Genomic DNA, 15,618 nt, shown 5'->3' with positions numbered 1-15,618 from the left:
ATGTTCCGCTCATGGAACATCCTTTCTTTCATTTACCAGGCTTGCCTTCGTAGCCAGCTGTGAAAATGGATACTAAAAACGTAATGATGACGCCCATCATAATGACCGTTCTCATATAAGCTTCCCCCTTATCCCTTTGTTTCTATCGCTGCCTGTTTCATATGGTGCGAAGTTCGCCTTGAAAAGCAGGAGAAGAAGATCATTTTTCTCCTGTTTTTCCTTTATTATGAAGGGTCTTGCGGATGGTTGTCAATTCAGTTTGCCAATTCGTCATTTTGAAGAACGAAAGCATGTAATAGGACGCCTCCGCATAGATTGTAAAACAGTATCTGATTACTTGCTTCAATCTTGAAAGAGGAGGTTCATATGGATATTTTAAAGAAAATCGAACAGCACAGAGAAGAAGAGCAGCGTCTCAAATGGGAAGGCACATTCAGCGATTATTTAGACATTATAAAGGAAAATCCACTTGTCGCTCAATCTGCTCATTCTCGCGTTTATCATATGATTAAAGACAGCGGGATTGAAGAGGAGAATGGGGTCAGAACGTACAAATTTTTTGATCAGGAGCTTTTTGGGTTAGAGGAATCATTGGAAAGATTAGTGGAGGAATATTTTCATCCTGCTGCCAAGCGTCTCGATGTGAGGAAGCGTATTTTGTTATTGATGGGACCAGTAAGCGGGGGAAAATCTACGCTTGTTACTAGGCTGAAAAGAGGACTAGAAGAATATTCACTGACAGATCATGGCGCAGTCTATGCGATCAAAGGCTGCCCGATGCATGAAGACCCGCTTCATCTTATTCCGCAAAATCTGCGGGAGGATTTCTATAGAGAATATGGCATTCGTGTGCAGGGGAATTTGTCCCCTCTGAATATGATGAGGCTCGAAGAGGAATATGGCGGGCGAATTGAGGATGTAAGGGTTGAACGGATCTTTTTCTCAGAGGATAAAAGAACTGGCATTGGTACCTTTAGTCCATCTGATCCGAAATCTCAGGACATTGCTGATTTAACAGGAAGCATCGATTTTTCAACCATTGCTGAATTTGGATCAGAGTCAGATCCCCGTGCCTACCGCTTTGATGGAGAACTCAATAAAGCAAACCGAGGGATGATGGAGTTTCAGGAGATGTTAAAGTGTGATGAGAAATTTCTATGGCACCTTCTGTCATTAACGCAGGAAGGAAATTTTAAAGCAGGCCGTTTTGCCTTGATTAGTGCAGATGAATTGATCGTCGCTCATACGAATGAAACCGAGTACCGGTCGTTTATTTCAAATAAAAAGAACGAGGCCTTGCATTCAAGAATTATTGTGATGCCGATTCCTTATAACTTGAAGGTGACAGAGGAGGAACGCATTTATCATAAAATGATTTCAGAAAGTGATGTTTCTGATGTGCATATTGCCCCGCATACGCTGAAGGTGGCAGCGATGTTCTCCATTTTGACAAGACTCAAAGAGCCGAAGCGTTCTGATATTGATTTGGTGAAAAAAATGCGTCTGTATGACGGAGAGAGTGTCGAAGGCTTCCAATCTGCTGATATTGATGAGATGAAAAAGGAATTTCATGATGAAGGGATGAGCGGAATTGACCCGCGGTATGTGATTAACCGAATTTCCTCCACTATTATTCGAAAGAATATGGAATCGATCAATGCACTGGATGTCCTTCGATCCTTAAAAGAAGGACTCGATCAGCATCCGTCTATCTCCAGCGAGGACCGGGAGCGTTATTTGAATTTTATTTCTGTTGCGCGAAAAGAGTACGACGATATTGCGAAGAAGGAAGTTCAAAAGGCATTTGTGTATTCCTATGAGGAGTCTGCGAAAACACTGATGGATAATTACTTAGATAATGTCGAGGCGTACTGTAATAAAAACAAGCTGCGTGATCCGTTAACTGGTGAAGAAATGAATCCTGATGAAAAGCTTATGCGTTCAATTGAGGAGCAGATCGGTATTTCTGAAAACGCCAAAAAGGCATTCAGAGAAGAAATTCTGATTCGTATTTCGGCTTATGCGAGAAAGGGCAAACGCTTTGATTATAATTCTCATGAGAGATTGCGAGAGGCGATTCAGAAGAAGCTGTTTGCTGATCTAAAAGATGTGGTGAAAATTACGACGTCAACGAAGACACCGGATGAACAGCAGCTGAAGAAGGTCAATGAAGTAGTGGCTAGATTGATTGATGAACATGGCTATAATTCAACAAGTGCAAATGAACTTTTAAAATATGTAGGCAGTCTTCTGAATCGTTAATAAATGAAGGAGGCATTATTGGCGCACCTGCACCGGTAATGTCTTTTTTAGAAATGATCGTCAACTTGGGTGACGAGCAGCATAGGATAAAGGAATCGGTGGTTAGAAGAATTGTGCAAACAGGTGAGGAGGGGGATGGATGTCCCGGCAAGAAAAAAGTCAGTTTATTGTATCTCAGGAAGACTGGTCCCTCCATCGAAAAGGCTATGACGACCAGCAGCGTCATCAGAAAAAAGTCAAAGAAGCGATTAAAAACAATTTGCCGGATCTTGTCACAGAAGAAAGCATCATCATGTCTAATGGAAAAGATGTTGTCAAAATTCCAATTCGTTCGTTAGATGAATATAAAATTCGGTACAACTACGATAAAAATAAGCATGTGGGTCAAGGGGATGGAGACAGCGAGGTTGGAGATATTGTCGCGCGCGATGGATCAGACAGTAAGCAAGGGCAAGGAAAGGGGCAGGGCGCTGGAGATCAGGCTGGTGAGGATTATTACGAAGCAGAGGTCTCATTAATGGATCTTGAGGAAGCGCTGTTTCGGGAGCTAGAGCTGCCAAACCTTAAACAAAAGGAGCTTGACGACATCATTGTCGAGCAAATTGAGTTTAACGATATTCGCAAAACCGGGTTAACAGGCAATATCCATAAAAAACGAACGATGCTGTCTGCATTTAAACGAAATGCGATGACAGGCAGACCTTCCTTTTATCCAATCTACCCAGAGGATATCAAATATAAGACGTGGAATGAAGTGACCAAACCAGAGTCGAAAGCCGTCGTTTTGGCGATGATGGATACGAGCGGAAGTATGGGGCTTTGGGAAAAATATATGGCGAGAAGTTTTTTCTTTTGGATGACACGTTTCTTACGGACAAAGTATGAGACGGTCGATATTGAATTTATTGCCCACCATACGGAGGCGAAGGTTGTAGATGAAGAGCATTTCTTCTCGCGGGGCGAGAGCGGAGGGACCATTTGCTCTTCTGTCTATCGAAAGGCACTAGAGCTCATAGACGAACGATACCCGCCGTCGCAATATAATATTTATCCTTTTCATTTTTCTGATGGAGACAATTTGACCTCAGACAATGCACGGTGCGTGAAGCTTGTTTCTGAAATTATGAAAAAAGCCAACTTATTCTGTTATGGTGAAGTGAATCAATACAACCGGCATTCTACATTAATGTCAGCATATAAGCATATACAGGATGAGAAATTTAAGCATTATATTTTGAAGCAAAAATCAGATGTTTTTCTCGCACTAAAAAATTTTTTTCAGCAGGAAGAAGTTCTTTCGTAAATAGCACATTTGAAAAAACCTTTCAGCATAAGGGCTGAAGGGTTTTTTGTATGGAGAAGGAAGGGATCACCAGAAAAAAAGTAAAACTTTCTCTTTGACATTTCAATTTTCATTTATTAATATTTAATCTTGTTAAATATAAGTTTTTCAAAAAAGATGCCGATCGTCTTTTCTTCTTTTTCTACTCTTTGCTCATGAGTGAACAATAAGTATAAATGGGCTGCACACCATTTTTCAGGCGGAGTAGATGAAGGAGAAATAACAGCTTTATGAGCTTGTTTCATATTCTGTCAGATGATGGGCATTCTAAGTTTGCTAAAGCAGATGACACTATATTTTTATACATGAAAGGAGAAACAAAACATGAACAGAGGGCGTTTATTGCTAACGAACATTATTGGCCTTATTGTGATTCTTGCCATTATTGCCGGAGGTGCTTATTACTACTACGAAAGCACAAATTTTGTCAAAACTGACGAGGCGAAAGTGACAGGTGACATGTATCAAATCACAGCACCAGCAGCTGGACAAATCAAAGGCTGGGATATCAATGAAGGTGACGAAGTGCAAAAAGACAGCACAGTTGCAAAAGTTGAAGGAGAAACAAAAACAAACATTAAATCAGTGGCTGATGGCACATTAGTCAAAAAAGAAGTACAAAACAATCAACAAGTGCAGCCTGGTACAGTTCTTGGTGAAACCATTGATTTAAGCAAGCTTTACATCACAGCGAATATCAAAGAAACAGATATTAAAAGCATTGAAAAAGGCGACAAAGTCGACATCGTGGTAGATGGTGATCCTGATACAACATTTGAAGGAACAGTTGAACAAATTGGTTATGCGACAAACTCAACATTCAATATGCTGCCAGCAACAAATTCAAGTGGTAACTATACAAAAGTCACACAAAAAGTAGCAGTGAAAATTTCAATTAAAAATCCATCAGACAAAGTACTTCCTGGTATGAATGCTTCTGTCAAAATTTCATCTTAATGATGTTTGATATCAAAAAATGAAAGGAGGTTGTCTGAGATGGCAAATCAACCTGCAGCAACAAAACAGGGAGCAGGCTCCTTGTCTTTACTGATCATTCTAATGGCCGGCTTGTTCGTAGCGATTTTGAACCAAACGCTTCTGAACGTAGCCATGCCCCATTTAATGACTGAATTTAATGTGAGTGCAACGACGATTCAGTGGCTTACAACAGGTTATATGCTTGTCAACGGTGTGCTGATTCCGTTATCTGCGTTTTTAATCACACGCTTTGGACAGCGCAGCTTATTTCTAGTCGCCATGATCTCGTTTACACTAGGGACCTTTATTTGCGGGATTGCACCGAACTTTTCAACGATGCTCATCGGTCGTTTGATTCAGGCAATCGGCGGCGGTATCCTGCAGCCGCTCGTGATGACAACAATCCTTTTTATTTTCCCTCCGGAAAACAGAGGGAAAGGAATGGGGATTTTCGGTCTTGCGATGATGTTTGCTCCTGCGGTAGGACCAACATTATCTGGTTATATTATTGAACATTATTCTTGGCGTATTATGTTTTATGGACTTGTACCAATCGGAGCGATTGTCATTATCGCGGCTTTCTTTATGTTTAGAAATATTGTAGAGCCTAAAAAAATCAAGCTGGACAGCCTTGGTGCAATTCTTTCCATCGTTGGTTTTGCTTCGCTTCTATACGGAGTGAGTGAAGCGGGAAGTGATGGCTGGACAGATCCGATCGTCTTATCGACGATTATTGTTGGTGCGATTGCGATCATTCTCTTTATTTTCCAACAGCTGAAAGCTGATAATCCGATGCTTGATTTCCGCGTGTTTAAATACAGCATCTTCTCATTATCAAGTGTCATTAATATTATTATTACAGTTGCCTTATACACTGGGATGTTCTTACTTCCGATTTATCTGCAGAACCTCGTTGGGTTTACGGCATTGCAATCCGGGCTATTAATGCTTCCAGGGGCACTTGCGATGCTGATTATGTCCCCGATTTCAGGGATTTTGTTTGATAAATTTGGACCTCGTCCGCTTGCGATTGTGGGGATGCTCATTACCGTTGTCACCACATTCGAGTTTACAAGGCTGACCATTGATACATCGTATAGTCACATTGTGCTCATGTATGCAGTTCGTGCATTCGGTATGTCACTCTTGATGATGCCGGTGATGACAGCTGGGATGAACCAATTACCACAGCACTTAAACAGCCATGGTACAGCGATGTCTAATACATTAAGACAAATAAGCGGTTCGATCGGTACGAGTTTGATCACAACGATTTATACGAATCGGACAACATTCCATTATTCCAATATGGCGGATCAAACAAATACAGCGGACCCGTTCTTTATGAATTCATTCCAGGCGGCTGTGTCGAATGTGATGCATCATATGGGCATGACAGCTGAAGCTGCTCAAAAATATGTATCCACCCAGCTCTTTACGAAAGCACAGGTCGATTCAAACGTAATGGGCATCAATGATGCTTACATGTGGGTAACGTTATTCTGTGCCGCTGGTGTCATTCTCAGCTTGTTCCTGCGTGATGTACGTAAGGATAAAAAGCGAAAAGATCAGCAGCATAAAAAACAAGAAATGACACTGCTTCCAGCACCTAAGGAAGCAAACCAAGATGCAAGATAAGTGTGGAGGGACCGTACATGAAAATTTATGTCGTATACGATAGTGAAGGTGACCATACAAAAGCACTGGCAGAAGCAATTGCAGCAGGCGCAGGTGAAACAGAGCAGGCTGAAGTATTCGTCGATCACGTGAAAGATGCGGATATTCGCAAGCTGGATCAAATGGATGCGATCATTTGGGGCTGCCCTGGTCACTTTGGTACCATTAGTTCTGGGTTAAAGACATGGATTGACCGTCTTGGCTACCTATGGGCAGAGGGAAAACTGATCGATAAAGTCGGTGCCGTTTTCTGTACAACTGCTACAACGCACGGCGGTTTAGAAATGACGATGCATAATTTGATTACACCAATGTTCCATCAAGGGATGCTTGTCGTTGGCCTTCCTGGAAATGTGCCAGAGAATGCTTTATACGGCTCTTACTATGGAGCAGGTGTGACGTGTCCGATTGATTCTGATGAAGTGATTTCTACAGAAGGCATTGAACTCGGCAAAGCATTAGGAAGACGTGTAGCATCAGTCACTGCGTCATTTAAGCGATAAGGAGAGGGTTCTTTTGGCGACGATTATTGTAGCGTTAGTAGCTGCTGTTCTAGTCATTATCGGATTAGTAGCGTTCAATGTCAGACACGCTTCGGTCGAGAAGAAAGAGATCAAAGAAGATGTGCCCAATCAGCCTGACGTGCCGCGCAGCGAGTCAGAAGTTGCGGCGAGACCTGTAGAGCCTGAAGAAGAAGAGGAAGCGTCAAAGCCTTCTCAAACGGATGAACGAGTGTCTGGCGATGATTTTTATAGACAGGCGCTTCAAAAGTTTAAGCAGCCAGAACCACCTGTCAAAGAAGAAGAACCAGAGACAAAAATGAATGATGATATGTATCGTTCTGCTTTACAGAAGCTAAAGCAGAAGGACAAATAAAAAAGAGAACCTCTCGTCAGGTTCTCTTTTTTTTATGGCACAAAAAAACCGCCGGCAGAAGCCGGACGGTTTTCCTTCACTCTATAAAGTGCTAAAGAGCAGATGCTCTTAAATTACGCTTTGTTAACGTTAGCAGCTTGTGGTCCACGGTTACCTTCAACGATTTCGAAAGAAACTGCTTGACCTTCTTCTAAAGTTTTGAAGCCTTCGCCTTGGATAGCAGAGAAGTGAACGAATACATCGTCTTGACCTTCTACTTCGATGAATCCGAAACCTTTTTCAGAGTTGAACCATTTTACTTTACCTTCTAACATGAAATTTCCTCCTAAAGCGATCTTAACGCTTAAATTCACTATTCTTGCTCTTACACAAACTTCAAAGACGAAAACTCTTTCAAAACTTTCTTCTTAAAGATGATACGAACAAAAATAATTACCTTTACTTTACCAGTGTTTGCGGGAAAAAACAACTGTTATCCGAAAACTTTTTTAAAAATAATTAGCGCTAACAAATTGAGGAAAAAGCCTATATTAATTGGCCTCTTTTTCTCTCTGAGAAGCTCACTTGATTTCGGCCAGACTGCTTCGCTTTATAGAGCTCCTGATCAGCCATAATCGGTAATTGTTTGATGTCTGCACTTGTTCCGGGGTAATAAGCACACCCAAGTGATACTGTGATATGAATGGACATGCCATTTTGTAAATAAATCGGCTGATCTGCTATTTTTCTCCGTAAGCGTTCTGCAATCTGCCATGTTTTTTCAACTGTACAATTTGGTAGAAGGACAGCAAATTCCTCACCGCCGATCCGGCCAATATAATCAGAGCTTCTTGTGTTTTTCATCAGCCTTTTTCCGATTTCTTTTAAAACCATATCTCCCTCATGATGTCCATATTGGTCATTGATGGATTTGAAGTAATCGATGTCTAAGTAAATAAGGGACATTTGATGGATAGGCTGCTTAAATTTCATAGAAAAAGCATCACTTAAGACCTCATCGAACTTCCGTTTATTTAAAACACCTGTTAAAAAGTCATAATGAGCTTGGAATTTATACAAATTTAAAAGCTGATATGCTTTTGTTTGATGCTCAATGACGTAAAAGTTAAACAGTCCTGCAACATATGAGAACATCCAATAGGCAGAATGGACTTCAATAGAGGTCTCATGTGCAATCGTAATAAACAAAAAAGTTGCAATCACATTGCTGATCGTAATGGACAAAAGCATTTTCGCAACTTGATTCATATGGCGCTCAGCAATTAAAAAAGAGGCTGTTGCAATGATCATCATGGAAAAAATATTGATGAAAGAACCGACGTTGGCATCAATTAATAATCGGCCAATGATCACAACACAGGCTGCAATGATGGTTTGGACGATGCCTCCATAAAAGGCCGTTAAAATAAGGGGGATATGTCTTAAATCGATGATGGCTGGACCTGCTTTGATAGAGAAGAACATTAAAAGGACACCGAGTAATCCAGAAAGAATGCCTTTGCATAGCTGTCTGAGCAGGGTATCTTCTTTCTTCAGAAAATTCTCTTTAAACACAAGCATAAATAAATAATGGAAAGTGACAAGAATTGTTAAATTAATAAAGAGGTCTCTTAGCAAAATAAAATCACCTTTTTAAAATTACTAAAATTTGTTGCAAAAGAAAAGGGGAAAAAGGATAATTAATAAAAATTTCACTTATGAGGGGATCGAAACACATGCGAGGAAAACGCTTCCCAGATGAAACGGACTGGCTTTCTTTTTTTGAAACGGAGCCTGATGAAAGGTTCGAGAGAGGTATGCCTATTGAATATCAAAACCTGACATTTCGATTTGAGAATCAAGACGAGCGCTTCGTTGTCACGATGTACCTTGGTAATCAAGAATTTACGTTAAAGGCTGTTCGAAAAAAAGACGCATTCGTTTTAGGCATATATGATTTTAAAACCGTGCAGCATGTAGAGATAAAAAAGGACCGGCCAAACGAGAAAGAGCTCTTAATCATAGTAGAAGCTTATGACGATTTTATCACAACAGTTGAAATCGCCTTTTTACCTTTCTTCTCTGTGATGGTGAAAGAACATTTTTCAGGAGAATAAACAGGAGCCTCTATTTATGAAGGCTCCTGTTTTCTTATTTGTGCTCGATGTCATTGATTACTTGCTGGATTGATTCATCATCCATCACATTCATGACACTTTCATCAATATGGAGAGACTGTGCATAAGACTCTCTTGGCTGATGGTTTCTTGATGTCGATTGGTGCTGATTTGTATGATTTGGCTGTACAGCAGTGAATGCCTGCTTCATCATTTGTCCGATTTCCGCAGTTCCCTTTGATTCATTCTGTGCGTGTGACTCGTGACGAGATGAGTCATGGTGCTGATGGCTTTTTCCTTTCATCATTGAAGACATATTCATTTGCGTCATGCTTTTCAGCCTTCTTCGTAAAACCGGAGAAAATAATGCAATGATGGCTGTTGATACTGCGATCATTGCGCCAGTGCTCATGCCTTTTCTTTTCTTAAACAAACGAATCCCTCCATTTGATCATGATGATACTTCTTCATCATGTTTAGGATGACCAAAGCAGGCTGAATTATGAATTCATTTTATGAAATAGAAATGTGTGCATAAAAAGCCGGCTGGATGAAAAACCTATGAGCAAAAGGAGGGAATAATTGATGAATAAGAAATGGATGCTATCTTTACTACTCGTTCCAACATTGATCACCACTGGATGTGGCATGAACAACCAGGGAGATGAGCGAAGAGGAACAATGAAACGACAGTATGAAAATGTCACATATAAGAATGACAATATGAGACAGGACGAACCAAATGTTCAAACACCTCAGAAGGTCAAAGTGGCAGATAAAGCGTCAGAGCTTGTAGCCAACATGTCTGAAGTGAAAACAGCGAACGTGCTTGTCACAGGAAAAAATGCATTTGTTGCCGTTATGCTTGAAGGCGATAAAAGCGGTAATGTGACGGACGATCTGAAAAAGAAAATTTCAGACAAAGTCAAATCAACGGATCAACAAATCGACAACGTGTATGTATCTGCGAATCCAGACTTTATCGATCGTATGGAAGGATACGGAAAACGTATTAGAAGCGGAGAGCCAATTTCAGGATTTTTCGATGAATTTACTGAAACGGTTCGGCGTGTCTTCCCTGAATCAAAATAGCTACGACAAAAGCCGTATGTCATATGCGGCTTTTTTGTTTGGAACCGCACCTTGCGCACCTGACTGCATAAAGTAAAAAATATATCACCTCTTGTTGATCTTTGTTTCTTCATAGAAAGAGAAAGAGGCTGCAGGATGAATTCAGGTGGGGAGCAAATGAAAGCCAAGCCGTCATTGATTCATAAAAAGCTTGTAGGCGGAATGATTGCAGCAGGTCTCATTTTTTATGCTTTCACCGCGTACTTGATTTATGTTGCGTTTCAGCTGGCAGGACAATATTTAGAGCAGCAGTCTTCTCCTAAAACCATATTAACGGAGGGACTCAATAAGCAAGTTTATGAACATATTAGAATATACTATGCAGAGGAAGAGGACGCTTTTGTTGACCTGACAATCGAGGCCATGGATCAGGCAAAGAAGAGGACAGCGTCAGTGTTTCAGTTTGAAACTGACAAACCTTTAGACATTATTTATTTTGATGATAAAGAGACGATCGAGCAATTTGCCGGAATCAAGCATATTACGGGTTTTTACTCCGATCATGATCAAATGATTGGGTTATATCCAGATAAACGGGAAGCATTATTGAAGAAAGAGACACTGCCTTTATACTTTTTCAACACGTTATTTATTCATGAATATGCTCACTTTGTTTTCTATGAAAAAGTTCATTCTTATGAAGTGTCTCCAGTGATCTTTCCGCTTTGGTTCCATGAAGGAACAGCAGAATGGACGGCCTATGACGTGTTAAATGCCACGTCTGAACGGTTCGACGTCATTCCCTTTCAATCTCTTCATTCCGATCAAGATTGGCAGGACTCCCGGATGACGTATGAGACAGATGTTTATTTGCAAAGTTATTATATGATCTATGAGCTGGTTCAGCTTTACGGACGAGATATCATACATGAGATCATGCAGGAAACGGCGAAAACAGGTCAATTTGCTAAAGGCTTTGAACAGGCGACAGGGGAGCGGCTCGCAGATTTTGAAGATCAGTTTAACAAGATGTATCAAAGAAAAAACGGCTGACCAGAGGAAAGGGTCAGCCGTTTTTTTAATGAAGGGGTTTTTGCTGATTGGCTTTGCTTGTCGGCATTTGAACCTGCCCTTGAAGCGGTGCGAAAGCTGATGTCATGGCCGTCATGTCTTGTCTGGAAAGCTGGGGAACTTGATAGTAGCCATGCTTGTTTTGATACAAGAAAATTTCATACGCCATTTCAATAAAGTTCGGGATTTGCGCAGCAAGCACACGTCTGACAACTGGATTTGTTACTTCTAATGCAGACATGGAAAGTAATCCAGCATGTGATTTGACCAGGCTGAGCATATGCCCTGTGATGCCCAAGTCTTTTACATCCTGTAATGACTGATTCGGCTTCTTCGGCTGAGAAGGCTTGATCCCGTACGTCACTTGTGTGTGCTCTTTCATCATATAAGTAGCGGTTTCTTCACTAGGCTTTTGTCCAGTAGAAAAACAATCTACAGTGACATTGTACTGAGATAAAACGAATTGGTATTGTCGATCCAAGATGTCGGATAATGCAGGATCCTGAATAAACTGCCGCAGGATCATATACTGATCCAAAATATTAATCGTGCCGGCTAAAATTTCATGTAAATCGAATAACTCATGTCCGCCATGATTGAGCTCGGGCTGGGGAGCGCTTCCTTGAAACATTGGTTGCTGATCGTTTTGCATTGAGATTCCTCCTTCTGTTTATACAATCTGTTTTAATGTGAGGATGTTTTCCTTCTTTCATGCAAAAACATTATTTACAATTAGAGGGTTTTCTTCCTTTTTGTCGAAAAAAAGTATCAGACGAATGAACATGGGGGTACCAGATGCAGGACAAAATCATTAATCGTTTGATAGAAGACGAACATGTGCAGGCACCAGTGATTGGCATCGGTGTTTCACCGTTTGAACAGCATCATCTTGAGGCTTTTTTTCAATCATTTCCACATGAATTAAATGCCTCTTTTATTGTTGTGCAAAATCATGTGACGGACGATTGTATAACTGATTTGGAAGCACTTGTTTTACCGATTGGCTACCGGGCAAAAACGATTAAACATGGTGAGAAAGTCATGAAGAAGACGATTTATTTTTGTCCACAGCATGCGGTTGTGACGTTAACAGAAGATCAGCGGCTGCACCTATCAGAGCAGCTGCCGGCGTGCATGGCTTGCTCTGTGGACTTGCTTTTTCAGTCTCTTGCCAGCGTTCAAAAGGAAGAGGCTTTTGCGATTTTCTTTCAAAAAGGTCATTGTGTGGGAAGTGGCTTGCTTCAGTTGGTTGAGCAAGGCGGTACAGCTTTATCGTGCAGTGAGGTAGAAAGTGGTTTTGACACCTTGTATCAACAAACATTCAAAGACCCTTCAACCCTTGCGGCATATATCGCCAATATCATCAACGTCCCGCATGTCGATGAGGCAGATCCTGTTTTACTGAGAATTATTGAACGTCTTGAAATGTATAAAGGCATTGCCTTTTCAACCTATCAAAAGAAAAGGCTGCTATCTGTCATTCAAAAACGAATGAGGATTGCAAAAAAACGGATTTCATTATTATCAGAGTACGACTGCTTATTAGAAAGAGAACCAGATGAGCTTGATCGCCTGCACGCACAGCTTTTAAGCGGCATGACGTCTTTTTTTAGGGATATGGAGGCTTTTCGTGTATGTGAACATCAGGTCATTCCGTCGATCATTGAAAATGCGGTGAAAAACGGGAAATCTCGATGCCGTATTTGGATTGCGGGATGTTCGACAGGAGAGGAGGCCTATTCTTTTACGATCTTATTTTTAGAAGAAATGAAGCGAAGACAAGTGACCATTGAACTTCAAGTATTTGCAACAGATATCAACCGGAAAGCCATTCAAACAGCTAGTAAAGGTCTTTACTCAGTAGAGTCTATGGCAAGGATGCCGGAAAAATGGCGGGCGCGATATTTCGAAAGGAAAGGTGACGCTTTTATTGTGAAGCAGTCGCTTAGAAAACATATTGTCTTTGCACCTCACAATTTATTGATCGATTCACCTTTTATCCACCTCGATTTTATCAGTTGCCGAAATGTTCTGATGTACTTCCAGCCTGAAGTGCAAAAACGAATATTGTCCCGATTCCAATATGCTTTAAAAGATCAAGGGATGTTGATATTAGGGCCAAATGAAACTGTACCCAATATCCCTCGTTTGTTTCATTTGTTCAATGAAAAATGGAACATTTACACCCATTCAAACGTTTCTAAACCACATGTCCCTTGGGCACTAAATGCTCGTGATATCGAGTTGAAAGCGCGAGCCGCACAATATATGCAAGAAGTAAGCGAGGATTATGATGCATGTATGATTATCAACGATAGTGACGAAATCCTGGCATTATCAAATGGTGCGTATTCTTTTTTAGACCATACAGAAGTGTCAGATCAAGCATGTGAATATGTAACACCTGATTATATGAAAGAGATGTTGAGTCAAACCTTTCAAAAGGTGTGGACAGACGAGACAGAGGTTGTGTTTCAACATGTTCTCATTTCGGAAAAAGGCAGCAAGCAGTATGCAGATTTTACCGTGAAAAGTTTTGACCGCCGTTTTAAGGGAGTTTACGTCATTCTCATTCGAATGGATGAGAGAGGAAAAAATCAAAATAACGGCAGGGGCAAAGGAATGTCAGATCAGAATTCAGTCTATCAACAGCGTATTGTCGATTTAGAAAATGAACTCAATGAAGTCAAGCAAAAGGAGCAGGAGGCAAGGGCTCAATTAAAAGCGAAACACACGCAATTAGAGGAGTTTGAGAAAAAACACGAGCATTTTATTAATATCATAAACAACTTAAGGGTGACAAGAAAAGAACTGTACAGACCCTCTGTCAAGCCGGAGCTTGCGACGTTGTTTGTGGACAGGGACATGAATATTCGCTATTACACTCCTACAGCTGCCTCTTTATTTACTTCAGCGAAAATCAGGCATCAGCAATCCTTTCAGTCGATGGCTAAAAAGCTTACGAAGGAAACGCTCTATCATGATATCCAATGCGTCATTTCGGATAGGCGCGCGATCGAACGTGAAATTGAAACGAACGAAGGAGAGCAATTCACCGTTCACATCACACCTATCTTCGATCAAGAGCATGAAGGAGCGGTGATGACTTGGATTAAAATGACCGAAGTAACGAAAATCAAACAGTCGCTTCATCTAGCGGTGACGGCGCTTGATAACAGCCACATTCATATTGTTGTTGCAACTGAAGAAGGGGTCATCCAATGCGTGAATCAGCGTTTCTGTCAGTTTGTCCAGCAGCATGAATATGACCTGATCGGCAAAGATATTTTTTCTGTCTACCATTCGCTATGTCAATGTGATGATTTAGAGAAGCAATGGAAGGTTTGTTTAAAAGAGGGCAGCTGGACAGGTGAGCTGTACTTTCAAGATTTATCTGGGTGCGAACGATGGGAGAGAGTCTCTTTACATCGAATCGATGATCCTGACAAAATGCAGTCAACCGTGATGCGGATTTCAGAGGATATCACCAATCAAAAGCAGTCAGAGAAGATGCTGATGAAATCAGAGATGCTGTCGGCAGTAGGGCAGCTTGCAGCAGGTATCGCTCATGAGATACGGAACCCGCTGACATCGTTAAAAGGATTTTTACAGCTGATGATTCAAAGTAAGAAGTATCAGAAAGATTATGCAGATGTGATGATGTCAGAGTTTAATCGGCTCGAGTCAATTATTAATGAATTCCTCGTTCTTTCTAGAAGCAAATCGGTGAAATTTGAACCGGTACATGTCAATCTTCTGCTCGAAGAAGTGATCATGGTTGTTGAATCCCAGGCGGTCTTAAAAGGCGTGTCCATTCAGAAAAATCTGTCTCCATCTCTCCCTAACATTCAAGGCATTCCGAATGAATTAAAACAAGTCTTCCTGAACATCCTTAAAAACGGAATTGAAGCGATGGATGGTGTGACAGGTGTCATCAAGGTGACCTCTCTCATGAAAGATCATCAAATGATGTTGATATTTGAAGACCAAGGAAAGGGAATACCAGAGGACGAAATAGGGAAGCTCGGTGAACCTTTTTATACTACAAAAGAAAAGGGGACAGGCCTTGGTTTAATGATGACCATTAAAATCATTGAAAGCCATGGCGGCACCATTCGTTTTGAAAGTAAAAGCTTTGAGGGAACACGTGTGATTATTACCTTTCCGATGAGTTAAAAAAGACAAGTTTTACATGAAATCCATTCAACATCAATATTTACTTTGTACACTATGAGAGATGAAGCG

At 40.9% G+C, this 15,618-nt stretch carries 14 protein-coding genes; 10 read left to right on the top strand and 4 right to left on the bottom strand.

Annotation, left to right across the window (positions count from 1 at the left end):
- Positions 1–366: 366 nt before the first annotated feature.
- From ACSSTM_RS07510 to ACSSTM_RS07485, 6 genes are all read left to right on the top strand, one after another.
- Positions 367–2,262 carry a PrkA family serine protein kinase gene (locus ACSSTM_RS07510; RefSeq protein WP_034663803.1) on the top strand — a complete coding sequence of 632 codons (1,896 nt, stop codon included), beginning with the start codon at positions 367–369 and terminating at the stop codon, positions 2,260–2,262.
- A gap of 139 nt (positions 2,263–2,401) precedes the next feature.
- The gene (yhbH, locus tag ACSSTM_RS07505; RefSeq protein ID WP_309415290.1) at positions 2,402–3,565 is read left to right on the top strand and encodes a sporulation protein YhbH; all 1,164 of its coding nucleotides are present in this window, start codon (positions 2,402–2,404) and stop codon (positions 3,563–3,565) included.
- 363 nt (positions 3,566–3,928) lie between these two features.
- Positions 3,929–4,561, top strand: a complete 633-nt coding sequence (locus ACSSTM_RS07500) for an HlyD family efflux transporter periplasmic adaptor subunit (protein ID WP_034663794.1) — start codon at positions 3,929–3,931, stop codon at positions 4,559–4,561.
- A gap of 39 nt (positions 4,562–4,600) precedes the next feature.
- Positions 4,601–6,220, top strand: coding sequence for a DHA2 family efflux MFS transporter permease subunit (locus tag ACSSTM_RS07495; RefSeq protein WP_034663790.1), 1,620 nt, complete (start codon positions 4,601–4,603; stop codon positions 6,218–6,220).
- A gap of 17 nt (positions 6,221–6,237) precedes the next feature.
- Positions 6,238–6,762, top strand: coding sequence for a flavodoxin family protein (locus tag ACSSTM_RS07490; protein WP_034663787.1), 525 nt, complete (start codon positions 6,238–6,240; stop codon positions 6,760–6,762).
- Positions 6,763–6,775: 13 nt separating this feature from the next.
- The gene (locus ACSSTM_RS07485) at positions 6,776–7,135 is read left to right on the top strand and encodes a hypothetical protein (RefSeq protein WP_034663784.1); all 360 of its coding nucleotides are present in this window, start codon (positions 6,776–6,778) and stop codon (positions 7,133–7,135) included.
- Positions 7,136–7,248: 113 nt separating this feature from the next.
- Here the strand turns inward: ACSSTM_RS07485 and cspB are convergent, their stop codons facing one another.
- Together cspB and ACSSTM_RS07475 are read right to left on the bottom strand one after the other, a co-directional pair.
- Positions 7,249–7,449, bottom strand: coding sequence for a cold shock-like protein CspB (gene cspB, locus ACSSTM_RS07480; RefSeq protein WP_003212277.1), 201 nt, complete (start codon positions 7,447–7,449; stop codon positions 7,249–7,251).
- 211 nt (positions 7,450–7,660) lie between these two features.
- Positions 7,661–8,752, bottom strand: coding sequence for a diguanylate cyclase (locus tag ACSSTM_RS07475; RefSeq protein ID WP_034663781.1), 1,092 nt, complete (start codon positions 8,750–8,752; stop codon positions 7,661–7,663).
- 98 nt (positions 8,753–8,850) lie between these two features.
- On the opposite strand from ACSSTM_RS07475, the gene ACSSTM_RS07470 reads away from it, so the two are divergent.
- Complete coding sequence (locus ACSSTM_RS07470; protein ID WP_034663778.1) at positions 8,851–9,231, top strand: hypothetical protein; 381 nt, start codon at positions 8,851–8,853, stop codon at positions 9,229–9,231.
- 34 nt (positions 9,232–9,265) lie between these two features.
- On the opposite strand, the gene ACSSTM_RS07465 is transcribed toward ACSSTM_RS07470, so the two are convergent.
- The gene (locus ACSSTM_RS07465; RefSeq protein ID WP_034663775.1) at positions 9,266–9,664 is read right to left on the bottom strand and encodes a hypothetical protein; all 399 of its coding nucleotides are present in this window, start codon (positions 9,662–9,664) and stop codon (positions 9,266–9,268) included.
- A gap of 152 nt (positions 9,665–9,816) precedes the next feature.
- Here ACSSTM_RS07465 and ACSSTM_RS07460 point away from each other — a divergent pair, with 152 nt between their 5' ends.
- Together ACSSTM_RS07460 and ACSSTM_RS07455 are read left to right on the top strand one after the other, a co-directional pair.
- Entirely contained in the window at positions 9,817–10,323 is a 507-nt protein-coding gene (locus ACSSTM_RS07460; protein WP_034663773.1) for a YhcN/YlaJ family sporulation lipoprotein, read from the top strand.
- A 156-nt stretch (positions 10,324–10,479) separates the two neighbouring features.
- The gene (locus ACSSTM_RS07455; protein WP_034663912.1) at positions 10,480–11,355 is read left to right on the top strand and encodes a hypothetical protein; all 876 of its coding nucleotides are present in this window, start codon (positions 10,480–10,482) and stop codon (positions 11,353–11,355) included.
- A gap of 25 nt (positions 11,356–11,380) precedes the next feature.
- Here ACSSTM_RS07455 and ACSSTM_RS07450 read toward each other — a convergent pair whose 3' ends face one another.
- Positions 11,381–12,025 carry a spore coat protein gene (locus ACSSTM_RS07450; protein ID WP_034663770.1) on the bottom strand — a complete coding sequence of 215 codons (645 nt, stop codon included), beginning with the start codon at positions 12,023–12,025 and terminating at the stop codon, positions 11,381–11,383.
- Between the two features lie 143 nt (positions 12,026–12,168).
- Between ACSSTM_RS07450 and ACSSTM_RS07445 the strand changes: the two genes are divergently transcribed.
- Positions 12,169–15,549 carry a CheR family methyltransferase gene (locus ACSSTM_RS07445; protein ID WP_034663766.1) on the top strand — a complete coding sequence of 1,127 codons (3,381 nt, stop codon included), beginning with the start codon at positions 12,169–12,171 and terminating at the stop codon, positions 15,547–15,549.
- Positions 15,550–15,618 lie beyond the last annotated feature (69 nt).

Source organism: Bacillus sp. RK1064 (assembly GCF_051488405.1).
Taxonomy (GTDB): Bacteria; Bacillota; Bacilli; order Bacillales; family Bacillaceae; genus Bacillus.
The sequence above is the reverse complement of the archived record's forward strand: the minus strand, read 5'-3'. Positions and strand labels throughout refer to the sequence as shown.

Excerpts from the sequence above, each read along its gene's own strand:
- ACSSTM_RS07470 (WP_034663778.1), top strand. The coding sequence starts at position 8,851 with ATGCGAGGAAAACGCTTCCCAGATGAAACGGACTGGCTTTCTTTTTTT.
- ACSSTM_RS07495 (WP_034663790.1), top strand. The coding sequence starts at position 4,601 with ATGGCAAATCAACCTGCAGCAACAAAACAGGGAGCAGGCTCCTTGTCT.
- ACSSTM_RS07490 (WP_034663787.1), top strand. The coding sequence starts at position 6,238 with ATGAAAATTTATGTCGTATACGATAGTGAAGGTGACCATACAAAAGCA.
- ACSSTM_RS07510 (WP_034663803.1), top strand. The coding sequence starts at position 367 with ATGGATATTTTAAAGAAAATCGAACAGCACAGAGAAGAAGAGCAGCGT.
- ACSSTM_RS07445 (WP_034663766.1), top strand. The coding sequence starts at position 12,169 with ATGCAGGACAAAATCATTAATCGTTTGATAGAAGACGAACATGTGCAG.
- ACSSTM_RS07450 (WP_034663770.1), bottom strand. The coding sequence starts at position 12,025 with ATGCAAAACGATCAGCAACCAATGTTTCAAGGAAGCGCTCCCCAGCCC.
- ACSSTM_RS07455 (WP_034663912.1), top strand. The coding sequence starts at position 10,480 with ATGAAAGCCAAGCCGTCATTGATTCATAAAAAGCTTGTAGGCGGAATG.
- cspB (WP_003212277.1), bottom strand. The coding sequence starts at position 7,449 with ATGTTAGAAGGTAAAGTAAAATGGTTCAACTCTGAAAAAGGTTTCGGA.
- yhbH (WP_309415290.1), top strand. The coding sequence starts at position 2,402 with ATGTCCCGGCAAGAAAAAAGTCAGTTTATTGTATCTCAGGAAGACTGG.
- ACSSTM_RS07500 (WP_034663794.1), top strand. The coding sequence starts at position 3,929 with ATGAACAGAGGGCGTTTATTGCTAACGAACATTATTGGCCTTATTGTG.
- ACSSTM_RS07460 (WP_034663773.1), top strand. The coding sequence starts at position 9,817 with ATGAATAAGAAATGGATGCTATCTTTACTACTCGTTCCAACATTGATC.